The organism is Nocardiopsis suaedae, from assembly GCF_027706745.1.
Taxonomy (GTDB): domain Bacteria; phylum Actinomycetota; class Actinomycetes; order Streptosporangiales; family Streptosporangiaceae; genus Nocardiopsis_A; species Nocardiopsis_A suaedae.
This window is the reverse complement of the sequence record NZ_JAQFWP010000033.1, coordinates 36220-51530: the sequence shown is the minus strand read 5'-3', so window position 1 is coordinate 51530 and position 15311 is coordinate 36220. Positions and strand designations below refer to the sequence as shown.

Genomic DNA, 15311 nt, shown 5'->3' with positions numbered 1-15311 from the left:
GGGGGGTCCTTTCACGGCCGCCCTGCCGCCCGGGGCGCGGGAGGGAAGGGCGTCGGGGGAGTCGTGCGCGCATCGTAACCCGCATACCAAGCGAGCGCTAGGTGCGGGTGGTCGCCGCCCCTTCCCGGCGGTGGGGGCGTGCGGTGACCGGGGGTGGCGACCTCCGATGATCTCGGGAGGAACGACGGAAGGGGCCGGGTCGGCGGCCGAGTCGCGCGGCTCCTTCGGTGACGCGCGGCGGCTTGGCGGAGGCTTTGCCACCCGGATGCCGCCGCCCGCGGCACGCCCCTCCGGGGCCGTCCGCCACCGGGGTCTACGGTGGAGCGGGGACCCCCGCCCCGCATTCCGGGGCGGGGCCGCCCGGTGCACGGGGCGCGCCTGAGGGGGCGCCCGGACTTCGCGAAAGGCGGGGGCATGACGCGGGGCGTCTACATCGCGGCCACCGATGCCGATAGCCAGCAGGCCGTCGTCGCGCTCGGGACCGCCGAGCAGCTGTCCAGCACCGTCCACTCCGTCGGGGTGCTGCGCCCCGTCGTCGACGGGCGCGGGCGCGACCCCATCGTGGAGACCCTGCGCACCCGCTTCGACCTGGGCGACGACTACGAGGACTGCGTCGGCGCCACCTACGGCGACGTGCGCACCGACCCCGACCAGGCCTTGTCGCGCATCGTCGACGCCTACCACGCGGCCGCCGCCCGGCACGCCGCCATGGTCGTCGTCGGCTCCGGCTACACCGACGTCGGCTCGGCCACCGAGTTCTCCTTCAACGCCCGCGTCGCCGCCAACCTCGGCACCCCCGTGCTGCTGGTGGTCTCCGGCGCCGGGCGGGGCGAGCCGGAGGTGCGCGACGTCATCGCCATCGCCCGCCAGGAGCTCGACCGCGAGCACGCCTCCCTGCTGGGCACCGTCGTCGACCGGGTCGACCCCGACCAGGCCCCGCTGCTGCGCCGGGAGCTGGCCGGGGAGGGGTACGTGCTGCCCGAGGTGCCCCGGCTGCGCGCCCCCACCCTGCGCGACCTGCAGCGGGCCTGTGAGGCCCGGCTGCTCTTCGGCGAGGAGAAGCGGCTCGGCCGGGAGGTGTCCGGCGTGCTGGTGGCCGCCATGTCGCTGCCGAGCATCCTGGACCGGCTCGAACCCGAGAACGCGGTCATCATGGCCGCCGACCGCGCCAGCGCCCTGCTCCCGGCGGTCAACGCCGCCCACACCTCGCCCGACTTCCCGCCGCTGGCCGGGGTGGTCCTCACCGGCGGCGCCGACCTGCCCGAACCGGTGTGGCGGCTGCTCACCGGGATGGACATCCGGCTGCCGGTGCTCGCCACCGACCTGGACACCTTCCCCACCGCCACCCGGGCGGCCCGCACCCGCGGCCGCATCGCCCCCGGGGCCGGACCCAAGATCGAGACGGCGCTGCGGGCCTTCGCCGAGTCCGTCGACGGCCGCGACATCGTCGAGCGCCTCCAGGTGGCCCGCTCCACCGCGGTCACCCCGCTCATGTTCGAGCACACCCTGCTGCAGCGGGCGCGCGCCGACCGCCGCCGCATCGTGCTGCCCGAGGGCACCGAGGAGCGGGTGCTGCGCGCCGCCGACCTGCTGCTCCGCCGCGACGCCGCCGACCTGGTGCTGCTCGGCTCGCCCCGGGACGTGGCGGCCCGCGCCGCCGACCTGGGCCTGGACGTGGGCGCCGCCGAGGTCGTCGACCCCGACGCCTCCCCGGACCTGGTGGAGCGGTTCGCCGAGGAGTACGCCCGGCTGCGCTCCCACAAGGGCGTCTCCGTCGGGCTGGCCCGCGACACCGTCCGCGAGCTCTCCTACTTCGGCACCCTGATGGTGCAGTGCGGACTGGCCGACGGCATGGTCTCCGGCGCGGTGCACACCACCGCCCAGACCATCCGCCCCTCCTTCGAGCTGCTCCGCAGCTCCCTGGTCTCCAGCGTGTTCTTCATGTGCCTGGCCGACCGCGTTCTGGTCTACGGCGACTGCGCGGTCAACCCCGACCCGGACGCCGAGCAGCTCGCCGCCATCGCCGTCGACTCGGCCCGCACCGCGCGCGGCTTCGGCGTGGATCCGCGGGTGGCCATGCTGTCCTACTCCACGGGCGCCTCGGGCACCGGGGCCGACGTGGACAAGGTGCGCCGGGCCACCGAGCTGGTCCGTGAGCGCGCCCCGGAGCTGGCCGTGGAGGGGCCCATCCAGTACGACGCGGCCATCGACCCGGGGGTCGCCCGCACCAAGCTGCCCGACAGCGAGGTCGCCGGGCGCGCCACCGTGTTCATCGTGCCGGACCTGAACACCGGCAACATCCTCTACAAGGGGGTGCAGCGCAGCGCGGGCGCGGTGGCGGTCGGCCCGGTCCTGCAGGGGCTGCGCCGCCCGGTCAACGACCTGTCGCGCGGCGCGCTGGTGGACGACATCGTCAACACCGTCGCCATCACCGCGGTCCAGGCGCAACAGGCCGACGAGGATGCCCGTTGACCTCGGGGGCCAACGAGAAGGGGGGCGGCGGGAAGCCCGCCGCCCCCTACTCGAACCGCCGGACTACTGCCCGGCCGCCTCCGGGGCCTGGAGGTCGGCGTCGGACGGCGGCAGGGACAGCTCGAAGTCGGGCGTGTCCGCGATGAGCGCGCGCGTGTACCCGTGCCGCGGCCGCGCCATCACCTCGCCCACGTGCCCGTGCTCCACGATCTCTCCCTTGTTCAGCACCGCGACCTTCTGCGCGATGTTGGACACCAGGGCGATGTTGTGGGTGACGAACAGCAGCGCCATCCCCCCGTCCTGCAGGTTGCGCAGCAGCTCCACGATCTCGGCCTGCACCGACACGTCCAGCGCCGAGGTGATCTCGTCGCAGATCAGCAGGTCGGGGCTGGTGGAGATGGCGCGGGCGATGCTCACCCGCTGCCGCTCGCCCCCGCTCAGCTGCTCGGGGTAGCGCGCCGCGTACGACGCCGGGAGCGCCGCGCGCTCCAGCGCGCGCGCCACCACCGCGTCGGGGTCCTTCGGCTTGCCCGCCAGGTGCGTGTACGGCGCGAGGATCAGTTCCCGCACCCGCTTGCGCGGGTTCAGCGCCTCGTAGGGGTTCTGGAAGATGTACTGCACCCGGCGCCGCTGCTCGGGGGTGCGCCGGTAGCTGCTGCGCGCCAGCACCTCCCCGTCGAAGACCATCCCCCCGGAGAACTGCGTGTGCAGCCCGGCCACCGACCGCGACAGCGTGGTCTTGCCCGATCCGGACTCGCCCAGCAGCGCCACGCACTCCCCGCGCCGCACCTCCAGGTCGATGTCGCGCAGCACGATGGTGCGCCCGTACCCGGCCTGCACCCCGCTCAGCTCCAGCACCGGCGCCTCGGGCAGCTCCTCCGGCTCGGGGTGCCCCTCGGTGCGCAGCAGCGGCACCGCGCGCAGCAGCCGCCGCGTGTACGGGTGCTCGGGCTCGGCGAGCACCCGGGCCGCCGCGCCGCGCTCGACGACCTCGCCCTTGTACATCACCGCGATGTCGTCGGCCAGGTCGGCGACGACCGCCATGTCGTGGCTGATGTACACCCCGGCGGTGCCGTAGTCGCGGGTCATGGACCGGATGGTCTGCAGCACGTGGGCCTGCGTGGTCACGTCCAGCCCGGTGGTGGGCTCGTCCATGACGATCACGTCGGGGTACCCGGCGAAGGCCATGGCGATGGCGACCCGCTGCTGCTGGCCGCCGGAGAGCTGGTGCGGGTAGCGCGCCAGGAACGCGTCGTCGTCGGGCAGCGCCACCTCCCGCAGGACCTCGCGCACGCGGTCGGCGCGCGGCCCGCGCTCCTGCTCGTCCCACTCGTGCAGCGCCTCGGTGAGCTGGGTGCGCAGCCGCAGCGCCGGGTTGAGCGCCGAGGCCGGGGACTGCGGGATGTAGGCGACGGCGCGGCCGCGCAGCCGTCGCACCTCCTTCTCGCCGAGCCCGGTCAGAGCGTTGCCGGACACCTCGATGGTCCCGTGGGAGACCTCGGTGGCGCGCTTGCAGTGCGCCAGCAGGGACAGCCCCAGGGTGGTCTTGCCCGATCCGGACTCGCCGACCAGGCCGAGGATGTGCCCGCGCTCCAGGGTGAGCGACACCCCGGAGATGATCTCCACCTCGGAGGGGTGGCCCACCACGGCCAGGTCGTCGACGCGCAGCGCGGTGCCGCCGCGCCCGGCGGCCGCGCCCGTGTCCGCGTTCTCTTCGGAGCCGGTCATTACTTCTCCACCCCCCGGTCGATCCCGATGGAGGCCCGGGAGAGCCCGTCGGTGATGAGGTTCGCGCCGATGGTGAGCACCGCGACCGCCGTGACCGGCAGCACGACCGCCCACGGCTGGATGGTGATGGCGGTGCGGCCCTCGTTGATCATCAGGCCCCAGTCGGCCTGGGGCGGCTGCAGGCCCATGCCCAGGAAGCTCAGCGTGGCGATGGTGCCGACCGAGTAGGTGATCCGCAGCCCCAGCTCGACCAGCAGCGGGCTGGTGATGTTGGGCAGGATCTCGGCGGCCATGATCCGCCACCGCGGCACGCCGATCGCCTCGGCGGACTTGACGAAGTCCTGCTCGACCACCTTCAGCGTGGCCTCGCGGGTCACCCGCGCCACCCGGTTGGCGTGCGAGAGCGCGATGATGGCGACGATCAGCCACACCTTCGGGCCCAGGATGGACAGCAGCAGCAGGGCCAGCACCAGCTGCGGGAAGGCCAGCAGCATGTCGTTGGTGCGCATGATCAGCTCGTCGGCCCAGTTGCGCAGGTACCCGGCGACGATGCCGAACACGGCGCCGGCGGCGACCCCGGCCAGGGCCGAGGCCACGGCGATGGTCACCAGCGTGTAGCCGCCGTGCAGGAACCGGCTGAACACGTCCCGGCCGACCTCGTCGGTGCCGAACAGGGTCCCCGCGGCCGAGGCGCTGTTGGGCATCCCGGCCCCCTCGGTCGGGGAGAACGGGCTGAGGAACGGGCCGGCCGCGGCGACCAGCAGTACGGCGCCGGCCAGCACCACGCCGATCTTGGTGCGGTGGAAGCGCCAGGCGGTGCGCAGCAGGCCGGGGCGGCGGACGGGCGCGGCGGGCGCCGCGCCGGATGCGGTGTCGGCGGTGCTCATCGGGACGACACCCTCACCTTCGGGTTGGCGGCCAGCCCGACGACGTCGGCGATCAGGTTGACCAGCACGTACACGGCGGCGATCAGCAGCGCGACGGCCTGGATGACCGGGAGGTTGCGGGCCTCGATCGCGTCCATCAGCGCCTTGCCGATCCCCGGGAAGTTGAACAGGAACTCGATCGCGACCACGCCTCCGGCCAGCCAGCCCAGCTGCAGCGCGATCACCTGGGCCACCGGCCCGATCGCGTTCGGGGCGGCGTGGCGCCAGATGACGGTGCGCTCGGGCAGGCCCTTGAGCCGGGCCTGCTGCACGTACTCGCTCTCCAGGACCTCGATCATGGAGGCGCGCATCATCCGGATGATGGGCGGGCTGACCGCGATCGCCAGCGTCAGCACCGGCAGCACCAGCTGGTCGGGGTTGGCCAGCACCTCGGTGGAGCTTCCGGCGTAGACGGCCGGCAGCAGCTTGAGGCCGCCGGTGGACAGCAGCAGGATTCCGGCGATGCCGACCGCGAACTCGGGCACGGCGGCCAGCACCAGGGTGGCCATCGAGGAGGTGTGGTCGAAGCGGCGGTCGCGGCGCAGCGCGGCGAAGGCGCCGATGGCCATCGCGATCGGGGCGGCGATCACCGCGGTGACCAGCATCAGGGTCAGGCTGGCCTGGACGCGCGGGCCGAGCAGCTCGGACACGGGCATGCCGCCCGACAGCGAGGTGCCGAAGTCGAGCACCGCGACGCCGCTGAGCCAGCTCCAGTACTGCAGGGCCAGCGGCTGGTCGAGGTTGAGCTGTTCGCGCAGCGCCGCCAGGCGGGCCGGGTCCGCGGCCTCGCGCCCGAGGATGGCCTGGGCCGGGTCGCTGGGCAGCGCCTGGGTGGCCGCGAAGACCACGAGCGAGACCACGAACAGGGTCAGCAGCCCGTAGAACAGGCGGTACAGGATGAGTCGAAGCATGGTGACCTTCGGAGTCGGCGGGAGCGGGCGTTCGGGAGGGCGGCGCGCCCCGGTGCCGGTACTCCGGCGCGCCGCCCCCGTCGGTCAGTCCTCGACGGTCACGCCTCGATGGTCACCGAGCGGAAGTTGTAGCCGCCCAGCGGATGGCCGACCACGGAGGGCTCGAAGCCCTTCACCTTCTTGCTGACCCCGTCGATCATGCTGGGGAAGCCCCAGATGATGTAGCCGCCGCGCTCGTACTCGATCTTCATCGCCTGCTGGACGAGCTTCTCGCGCTCGGCGTCGTCGGTCTCGGCGCGCGCCTTGTCGACCACCTCGATCCACTCCTCGTCCTCCCAGTGCGTCTCGTTGAACGGCGCACCGGGGTAGGACCCCTGGGCGGTCTGGGAGAGGTAGTGGCGGGCGCTCCAGAAGTCCTGGGCGAAGGTCCACTTGAGGTAGTTGTCGCCGTAGAACTCCTCGCTGGTCACCCGCTTGAGCTTGACGGTGACCCCGGCCTGTTTGGCCTGCTCCTTGAAGACCTGGGCGGCGGCCTCGGCGCCGGCGTTGATCGGGCCGGTGACCAGCTCGACCTCCAGGTCGTCCTCGTAGCCGGCCTCCTTGAGGAGCTTGCGGGCCTGCTTGATGTCCTGCTCGCGCTGGGGCAGCTCCTCGTCGTAGAAGGGGTCGAACCGGCCGTAGACGTCGTTGCCGATGAGCCCGTGGCCGTTGAGGGCCTGGTCGATCATCCCCTGGCGGTCGACGATGAGCCGGAAGGCCTGGCGCACCTTCTCGTCGTCGAAGGGCTCGGAGTCCACCCGCATGGTGAACGGCAGCCACATGCCCGACTCCGACTCCATGATCTGGAGGGACTCGTTGGACTCGATGACCTCGATCTGGGAGTGCGGGACCTGCGCGATGGCGTCGACCTCGCCGCTGACCAGGGCGTTGACCCGGGCGCTCTCGTCGGCGAAGTTGATGATCTCCACCTCGTCGATCTTGGGGCGGCCGTCCCAGAAGTCGTCGAAGGAGGTGAACAGGCTGCGCTCGCCCTTGGTGAACTCCGAGAAGGCGAACGGGCCGGCGCCGACCGGGTTCTCCGGGTCGTAGCCCTCGGGGACCAGGCCCATGGCGTACTCGGAGCACAGCTCCTTGAAGGTGACGTAGCCCTCTTCGAAGGGGATCTCGACGGTGCGGTCGTCGACCTTCTTGAGCTCGTCGCGCTTCATGGTGGCCAGCTGCTGGGCGCTGGTGCCCGGCTTGTCCGGGTCGGTGATGCGCTTGAGGGTGAAGATGAGCGCGTCGGCGTCGACCGGGGAGCCGTCGTGGAAGGTCAGGCCCTCCTTGAGGGTGGCGGTCCACACGTCGGCCTTGTCGTTGGGCTCCAGCGACTCGGCCAGCGCCATCTCGATGGAGAAGTCAGCGGCGAAGCGGCACAGTCCGGCGTAGAGGTTGTAGACGCGGGCGATGTCGGGGTTGTCGGTGGGGTTGTGGGCGTCCACGGTGTCGTTGGACGATCCGCCGGCCACGCCGACCCGCAGACGGCCGCCGCCCGCGCCGCTCCCGCCGCCGGAGCCGGAGCCGCAGGCGGACAGGGCGGGGACGACGACGGCGCCGGCCGCACCCGCCATCAGGACGGTGCGGCGGCTGGGCGCCGCCTTCGCGTCCCCGGAGGCGGGCTGATGGTCGGAATCGGTGGGCAGGGACGACACGTGGCACCTCGGTTCGCGCTGGGGTCAGGACAGGGTGCGCTTCGGCGCCGGGTCGGGGAGGCGCGAAGCGAGGGGGCACCCGCGGCGCACGCATGCGCCGACCTGACCGATAGTCATCACCACGAAGATGCACGTCAAACCGTGGTCGAGCGCTCACACAGGGTGAAATCGGACTGTGATGGACACCCGATGGCATTTCGTCACAGCATGTAATTAAAATGGGGGTGACCAGCAATGATGCGATTATCGCAAGTTGCGTCAGGCGCACCGCCGTCCGGATGGTGCGAGCGGGTGCCACGGCCCCGGAAAGCGCCTCCGGGGCCGTGAGGTCGTGACCGAATCGATGCGGGCGATACGTGAAAACGTGTTGTTTGAGGTTGATTTCGCCCGATTTGGGTTATATCAAGCGCACGCTTGGTAAAGATGGGGTCAGCGCGGCCCCACCGCCGGGTCGGCCGCCGGGTCGTCCGCCAGGGCACGGCGGCTCTCGGCCAGCGCCTCGGGGCCGACCGTGAAACCGTGGTCCACCTGCCCCCGCAGGTCGCGCCCGGTGGCCGCCTCGGCCCACGCCTCGGCGTTGCGCAGGTGGAACTCCACCCCCTGCCGGGTGAACTTCTCCCAGTCCTTGGGGACGGCGTCCACGGTGTCGCGCATCCAGGCGAGCGTCTTGAGGTTGGCCCCCTCCAGCTCGGAGAGGGCCGGGTGGCGGCCCTTCTCCATGGCGCGGACGAAGCGCGAGTGGCCGAACGAGGCGACCAGCGCGTCCCCGACGTGCTCGTGGAGGAACTCCAGGTCGGCCTCGTCCTCCACCTTGTTGCCGACCACCATGATCCGCACGTCGTGCTCGCGCGCGTAGTCCGCGTACTGGCGGTACACCCCCACCCCGCGCAGTGTCGGCTCGGCGACCAGGAAGGTGACGTCGAACCGGGTGAACAGGCCGGAGGCGAAGGAGTCGGCCCCGGCGGTCAGGTCCGCCACCGCGTACTCCCCCGCCCCGTCCACCAGGTGGTTCAGGTACAGCTCGGCCGCGCCGACCTTGGAGTGGTAGCAGGCCACCCCCAGGTCCTCGGAGGTGAACGGGCCGGTGGCCATGAGCACGGCGCCCCCGGGGGCGCGCAGGCCGAACCGGCGGTGCACGGGGTTGTCCCCGTCCAGGCCGAGCAGGCGCGAGCCGCGCCCCGGAGGGGTGGTCTTGACCATGTCCCCGGCCGAGGGGATGCGCGGGTTGTCTCCGCGCAGCAGCTCCTTGAGCTCGGCCAGGCGGCCGCCCAGCGGCGGGAGGGCGGCGAGCTCGGCGGCGGGCACGCCCAGTGCCGCGCCGAGGTTCTGGTTGATGTCGGCGTCGATGGCGGCCACCGTGTGGCCCGACTCCGCGAGAAAGCGGGTGAACAGGGCGGACAGGGTGGTCTTGCCGCTTCCGCCCTTGCCCGCGAACGCGATCTTCATCTGGTGCCTTCCGAACGTGGTCCCTGGAGTGTGTGGGCCCCGAGAGGTGCGGGGTGTCCGTGATGATAACGATTATCGTTCCGAAGGGAGGCGGTGTCGGGGATTTCACCCTGGCCGCATCCCCGGCGCGTCGCGGGGGCGCCCGGCCCGCGGGCCGGGCGCCCCGGCCCCTCGCGGTGTGCGGGCGGGGTCGGGAATCCCCAGGTCGGCGGGGGTGTTGACGTCCGGGCGCGTCCTTTGTCGTATCGGGACCGGACACGGAGCCGCGTTTTGTGGGGTTGCCGCCGCCCCGCGCGCCCGGATGTGCTGTCCTGGTCATGGTGCGCCTTTGTCTAAGGTGAGGTCGGCGGCTACCGTCGGCCGGTGATGGGAGTGACACGGGGATGACCGAATCGCAGCGACTCCAGGAGTACGCCGCTGCCGACCCCGTCGCCGCGCCCGGCCTGGCCGAGGAGGAGTTCACGGAGGCCGCCACCGACCACACCGTGTGGAGCTGTGTGGGCAACCTGACCGCCGTGCGCTCGATCCGCGCGCGCGTGCGCGACGTCCTGGAGGGGGTCCGACTCCCCGGCGGCCCGGTCCCGGCCGGCTCCATCGACGACGCCGAGCTGGCCGCCAGCGAACTGGCCACCAACGCGCTGCTGCACTCGCGCTCCGGCCAGGTGGGCGGGGTGATGACGCTGTCCATCCGCACGGAGCGCGGCCTGGTCCGGGTCGCCGTGGCCGACCAGGGCGAGAAGAGTGCGGAGGCCGGGTCCGACGGCGAGCTGCGCGACGCCGACGGGGACTACGGCCGCGGCAAACTCATCATCGAGAGCTGCACCTCGCGCAGCGGCGAGTACCGCGGCGAGGGCACCCACGTCGCCTGGTTCGAGATCGACCTCCCGGAGTCCTGACCTCGTTGATCTCGGGAAAAGCGACGCTGAAAGCGCGCTTGTAGGGGCGTTTTTCCCGAGATCAACGAGGAGCGGGCAGGGTGATGTCCGTTATGTTCCTGTTTCTTTGGTGATGTGAGGATCGCTCGGGGAGCGGGTAGGTTCGCTCCCGGCCGGGGCGTCCCCGGCGGCGCCGCCCCCGGCGCCCGGCGAGCGGAACAGGAGACGGGCGGCATGGCGGTCGACCCCGAACTGCAGGCCTACATCGACACCCTCACCGAGGTGGTCTTCGACGACGCGCTGGACGTCCCGGCCGAGCGGGCCCGCGAGCGCGAGGAGGCGCTGGAGGCGCCCCGCCTGGCACGGCTCCACTCCGTCGAGGACCGCACGGTCCCCGGCCCCGAAGGCGCCCCCGGGATCCCCGTGCGCGTCTACCGGCCCACCCCCGGCGAGGGGCTGCCCGCGGTGCTCTACCTGCACGGCGGCGGCTTCGTCGTCGGCGGCCTGGACACCCACGACAACGCCGTGCGGCTGCTGGCCGAGCAGGCCGGGGCGCTCGTGGTCGCGGTCGACTACCGGATGGCGCCCGAGCACCCCTTCCCCGCCGCCCTGGAGGACTGCTTCGCGGCCTACACCTGGCTGCGGGACGAGGCCGGGCCCCTGGGCGCCGACCCCGCCCGCATCGCGGTCGCCGGGGACAGTGCGGGCGGCTTCCTCTCCCTGAGCACGGCCTTCATGGCCGCCGAGCGCGGCGTGCCCGGACCGGTCCACCTGGGCCTGGTCTATCCGGGCACCGGGGCCGCCTCGGGGGAGGGCTTCGCCGGACCGGGCGGGGACGGCGCCGACGCGTCCGGCGGCATGAGCGCCGACGAGCTCGGCTGGTACATGCGGACCTTCCTCGGCGGCTTCCCGCTGTCCGAGCTGCCGCACTACGTGCCCCCGGCGCGCGCCCGCGACCTGACGGTCCTCCCGCCCGCGTTCATCCTCACCGCCGAGCACGACCCGCTCAAGGAGGACGGCACCGCCTTCGCGAAGCGCCTGGAACAGGCCGGGGTCCCGGTCGAGGCCTGGGACGCCCCCGGCATGGTGCACAGCTTCCTGCGCTGGATGCACGCGGTCCCGGCGGCGCGGCGGTCGGCCCAGCCCTTCTACGACGCGATGCGCAGGGCGCTGCACGGCTGAGGCGCGGCCGAGGCGGAACGGGGAGGTGCACCGGCGGGATCGGACGGGAGCCGGCGCACCTCCCCTGGTCCGGGCGGGCGCATCAGCCGATGCGCGCCGGGGTCGGCGACCCCTGCACCGTCACCCCCAGGGCGGCCAGCTCCGAGGGCTGCGCACCGGGGGAGGCCACCACGGAGGCCCCGCGCCACAGCGCCACCGCGGCCAGCACCACCTGGTCGTGCTCGGGCATGGCGGCGTCCAGGGCCACCGTGTCCTCCGGGGTCAGGACGAGCTCGGCGTCCAGCGCGCGGAACCGGGCCAGCAGTTCCTCCTGCCCGTGCACCACGGTGCGCACCGACCGGGCGTCGGCGCCGTAGGTCAGCAGCCCGCCCTCGGCCTCCCCGGCGGCCCGGTCCGGCTCTGCCCCCTCGGGCCCGGGCAGCAGCAGCTCGTCGAACGGCGTGGTCTCGGGGGCCTGGCCGAAGGCCACCACCTGGCGCACCCGGGACCGGTCGGCCAGCGCCAGCGCGTCCGGGGCCAGCGCCTCGGCGGCCAGCAGCATCCGGGTGTCGGTGGAGGTGAGCACCTCGGCCGCGGCCACGGGGTCGGCCCCCTCCAGCGGCAGCACCACCGCCCCCGCCGCCATCGAGGTGAACACCGCCAGCAGCCGCTCGGGGGAGGGCGGTACCAGGACCGCCACCACGTCGCCCGGGTGGACGCCCCGGCGGGCCAGCCCCGCGGCGGCCCGCTCGGCGGTGGCCGCGAAGACGATCGCCGGGGTGCGCGCGCCGTCGGCCGCGGTGACCGCGGGGGTGCGCGCCGAGTTCTGCAGCCGCTCCAGCAGCCCTCCGGTGAGCGAGCCGACCGGGCCGCCGTGCGCGGGCAGATCCCTCATCCCGACCCCCACATCGCCTCGATCGGCCACCGGCGCGCCCGGCGGCGCATCGCTTGCCGGGCTCGTCACGCCCCCTCCACGTGGCGAGCCCGGTAGCGCCGTGCCCGGCGGCGCCGCGGGTGCCTCCCCTCTCCGCACCCGCGGCCGCACGGTCCTCCAGCGATTCCGCGGTGCCGCCGCCGGACCCCCGCTCCGTCGCCCCCGAGGGGACGGAGCGGGCCCGCCGGGCGGATGCTCCGCACGGCCGCTCCGCGGTGCCCTGGAGACTCGCACCTCCAGGACGTCCGAGGGTCCTCGTCCCTCCGCCTGACGTCGGTGGGGCTCGGCCTCCTCATGTCCACGACACTAGCGCGCGAATCGGCGTTTGCACATGCATTCACGTGTGCACCTGCATATGTATTTTCTGTACACAGGGGCGTCGTGATCCTGAAATAGCAGGTCGTAGCGGTTATCTCAGCGGAGCCCCGGCGGAGGGGGTACCGCGGCTCACCGGGTGGGCCCTGGGCCGCCGACCCACGCCGCGATCTGGCGCCGCGAGTGGAATCCGAGCTTGCGGTTGATGTTGGCGACGTGCCGGGCGACCGTGGCCGGGGCGATGAACAGCTTCACGGCGATGTCGCGGTTGCCCAGCCCCCGGCTGACCAGCCGGGCCACCTCCAGCTCGCGGGCGGTCAGGTCCCGGCGCTCGGGCACCGCCTCGCGCCGGGGCGTGCGCGGCCGGGGCAGCCGCCCGGTCTCGGCGACCCGCAGCGCCAGCGCCGCCGCCGCGCCCGGGTCCATCCGCCGCCCCTCGTGCCACCAGGCCGCCAGCGCCGCCGCGTCCACGCCGAGCTCCTCGGCGGTGCGCGCCCAGGACCGGGACGGGCGGTCCGGGGAGGACCGCTCGCGCAGCGCCGCCCCCGCCCCGGCCAGGCGGCACGCCTCGGCGACGTCGCCGTCCCCGGCCGCCACCCGGGCGATGGAGGCCAGCCCCACCGCCACGCCCGCGCGCTGGCCGGTGCTCTGACTGAGCACCAGCCCCTCGCTCAGGTAGTCGTAGGCCTGGGCGGCCGACCCGAGGGCGCGGGCGACCCGGCCCACTCCGAACAGGCACCGGGCCAGATCCGGCGCCGCCCCGATGTCGCGCTGGATGTCCAGCGACTCCCGGTAGCAGCGGTCGGCGGCGGTCAGGTCGCCCTGCCGCTCGGCGGCCGTGGCCTGCCCGATGAGCACGACCCCCACGCCCCAGCGGTGGTCCATCCCGCGCAGGAGCATCAGCGCCGCGCTGTAGCGGGTGTCGGCGGCGGCGGGGTCGCCCCGGAGCGCCGCGAGCGCTCCCTGGCCGCTCATCGCCATCGCCTCGTTCCACAGGTCCCCGGAGGAGCGGGCCAGCGCCAGCGCCTCCGACAGGCGCGCCCCGGCGGCGGCGCGGTCCCCGGTGCGCAGGTCCAGCAGGGCCAGCAGGTTGAGCCCCATGGCGACCGTGGCGGCGTCCTCGTCGGCCCGGCACCGGGCCAGGCCCTCCTCGGCCAGGCGCCGGGAGGTCCCGGTGCGGCCCCGGGCCCACTCCAGCTCGGCCCGGCACAGCAGCGCCCGCGCGCGGGCACCGCCCTCGCCCTTGGGGTCCGGACCGGGGACGGGAGGGGCGGGCGCACCCGAGCCGGGGGGAACGGGCTCACCGGAGGGCGGGCCGTCGCCCTCCGGCCCGTTCAGGAAGCAGCCGCTCCACTGCGCCCCCTCGGTGAAGTGGTAGCCGGTCAACCAGTACGCCCGCAGCGCCGCGCAGAACCGCAGCCCGGTCGCGGTGTCGCCGCGCCGCGCCGTCCAGCGCAGCGCCGCGCGCACGTTGTCGTACTCGATGGACACGCGCCGCCACCGGCCGAACCGCTCGGCCCAGGGCATCAGCCGCCCGGCCACCGCGGCCGAGCCCAAGTCCTCGACGGCGGCGAGCATGTGGTCCCGGTGCCGCAGCAGCACCCGGTCCCGCTCCCCGGAGGCCTCCAGCCGATCCGCGGCGTAGCGGCGCACCGGCCCGGGCAGGCGGTAGCGCACCCGCTCCTGCAGTTCGGCGGTGAGCGCGATCAGCCCCCGGTCGACCAGGGAGGAGACCAGGTCCAGAACCGCCCCCTCATCGACCGGGCCGCCCGGGCAGACCCGTTCGGCCGACTCCAGGTCCCAGTCGCCGAAGACCGACAGCCGCCGCAGCAGCACCCGCTCCTGCTCGCCCAGCAGGCCGTGCACGTGGTCCAGCAGGGCGCGCAGCACCGCCTCCCGGGAGGCGGGCGGGCGGGGGCGGCCGCGCCGGGGCGGAGGGGCCGCCCCCGCCTGAGCCCGAAGGCACGCGGTGACCTGAGCGGCGACCTCCTCTGGGGAGAGGCGGCGCAGCCAGGCCGCGGTGAGCTCGACCGCCAGCGGGATGCCGCCCACCGCCCGGCACACCGCCGCCGCGGCCGCCACCGTCCCGGGCGTGGCCGACAGGTCCGGGCGGGCGTCCCGGGCGCGCTCCAGGAACAGCCGCACCGCCTCGGAGTCGCGGACGTCGGCCTCGCCGTCCGGACCGGGCAGCGCCAGCGGCGGCACCCGCCAGATGGCCTCGCCCGGGATGCGCACCGGATCCTCGGAGGTGATCAGCAGGGAGACATCGGGGCAGGACTCCACCAGCGAGGCGCCCAGCCGGGCCACCGGCCCGGCCACGGGCCCGCAGCCGTCCAGCAGGAGCAGCACCCGCCGCGCGCGCAGCGCGTCGCGCAGCGTGTCCTCCAGCGGCCGCCCGGCCTCCTCGGTGACCCCCACCGCCGCGGCCACCCGGGCGGCGACCTCGTGCGCGGTGGCCAGCCCCGCCATCTCGGCCAGCCAGACGCCGTCGGCGAAGGAGCCGGTGGCGTGCGCCGCCACCCGCAGCGCCAGCCGGGTCTTGCCGATCCCGCCCACCCCGCACAGGGTGACGACCCGGTCGGCCTCCAAGAGGCGGAGCAGGTCGCTCAGGTCGCGCTCGCGGCCGATGAAGCTGTCGGACTCCAAAGGGAGGTTCTGCCGCGCCGGCGCGGTACGAGGTGCCATGGCCATCACGCGATCAGGCGGTCGGGGGTCGCTCTCACCTTGCCTGGGGGTAAGGGCGTTGTGTGGCGGTCGTGGGCGTGGTTTGGCTCTGTTCTTAGTAGGTGAGCACGGCGCGTGCAAGCGGTACGGGGGAATCGGGGGCGCCCCGTTTCCGGAACGCCGTGTGC

At 73.9% G+C, this 15311-nt stretch carries 10 protein-coding genes; 3 read left to right on the top strand and 7 right to left on the bottom strand.

Annotated elements, in window-relative coordinates; all coding sequences use genetic code 11:
- Positions 1 to 414 precede the first annotated feature (414 nt).
- The gene (gene pta, locus O4U47_RS17680; RefSeq protein WP_270678990.1) at positions 415 to 2472 is read left to right on the top strand and encodes a phosphate acetyltransferase; all 2058 of its coding nucleotides are present in this window, start codon (positions 415 to 417) and stop codon (positions 2470 to 2472) included.
- 63 nt (positions 2473 to 2535) lie between these two features.
- Here the strand turns inward: pta and O4U47_RS17675 are convergent, their stop codons facing one another.
- The 5 genes from O4U47_RS17675 to O4U47_RS17655 form a co-directional block, all read right to left on the bottom strand.
- On the bottom strand, positions 2536 to 4200 hold the full coding sequence (locus O4U47_RS17675; protein ID WP_270678989.1) for an ABC transporter ATP-binding protein: 1665 nt from the start codon (positions 4198 to 4200) through the stop codon (positions 2536 to 2538).
- Positions 4200 to 5087: an ABC transporter permease gene (locus O4U47_RS17670; RefSeq protein WP_270678988.1), complete on the bottom strand. Its 888-nt coding sequence runs from the start codon at positions 5085 to 5087 to the stop codon at positions 4200 to 4202. Before O4U47_RS17670 ends, O4U47_RS17675 begins: the two co-directional genes overlap by 1 nt.
- A complete protein-coding gene (locus tag O4U47_RS17665) occupies positions 5084 to 6037 on the bottom strand; it encodes an ABC transporter permease (RefSeq protein WP_270678987.1) in 954 nt (317 codons plus the stop codon). Before O4U47_RS17665 ends, O4U47_RS17670 begins: the two co-directional genes overlap by 4 nt.
- A 98-nt stretch (positions 6038 to 6135) precedes the next feature.
- Positions 6136 to 7728, bottom strand: coding sequence for an ABC transporter substrate-binding protein (locus O4U47_RS17660; protein ID WP_270678986.1), 1593 nt, complete (start codon positions 7726 to 7728; stop codon positions 6136 to 6138).
- Positions 7729 to 8157: 429 nt separating this feature from the next.
- Positions 8158 to 9174, bottom strand: a complete 1017-nt coding sequence (locus tag O4U47_RS17655; RefSeq protein ID WP_270678985.1) for an ATP-binding protein — start codon at positions 9172 to 9174, stop codon at positions 8158 to 8160.
- Between the two features lie 383 nt (positions 9175 to 9557).
- Here O4U47_RS17655 and O4U47_RS17650 point away from each other — a divergent pair, with 383 nt between their 5' ends.
- A complete protein-coding gene (locus tag O4U47_RS17650; protein WP_270678984.1) occupies positions 9558 to 10070 on the top strand; it encodes an ATP-binding protein in 513 nt (170 codons plus the stop codon).
- A 213-nt stretch (positions 10071 to 10283) separates the two neighbouring features.
- Positions 10284 to 11231: an alpha/beta hydrolase gene (locus O4U47_RS17645; RefSeq protein WP_270678983.1), complete on the top strand. Its 948-nt coding sequence runs from the start codon at positions 10284 to 10286 to the stop codon at positions 11229 to 11231.
- A gap of 82 nt (positions 11232 to 11313) precedes the next feature.
- On the opposite strand, the gene O4U47_RS17640 is transcribed toward O4U47_RS17645, so the two are convergent.
- Positions 11314 to 12105, bottom strand: coding sequence for an AMP-binding protein (locus tag O4U47_RS17640; protein WP_270678982.1), 792 nt, complete (start codon positions 12103 to 12105; stop codon positions 11314 to 11316).
- 486 nt (positions 12106 to 12591) lie between these two features.
- Entirely contained in the window at positions 12592 to 15150 is a 2559-nt protein-coding gene (locus tag O4U47_RS17635) for a helix-turn-helix transcriptional regulator (RefSeq protein ID WP_270678981.1), read from the bottom strand.
- Between the last annotated feature and the right edge of the window lie 161 nt (positions 15151 to 15311).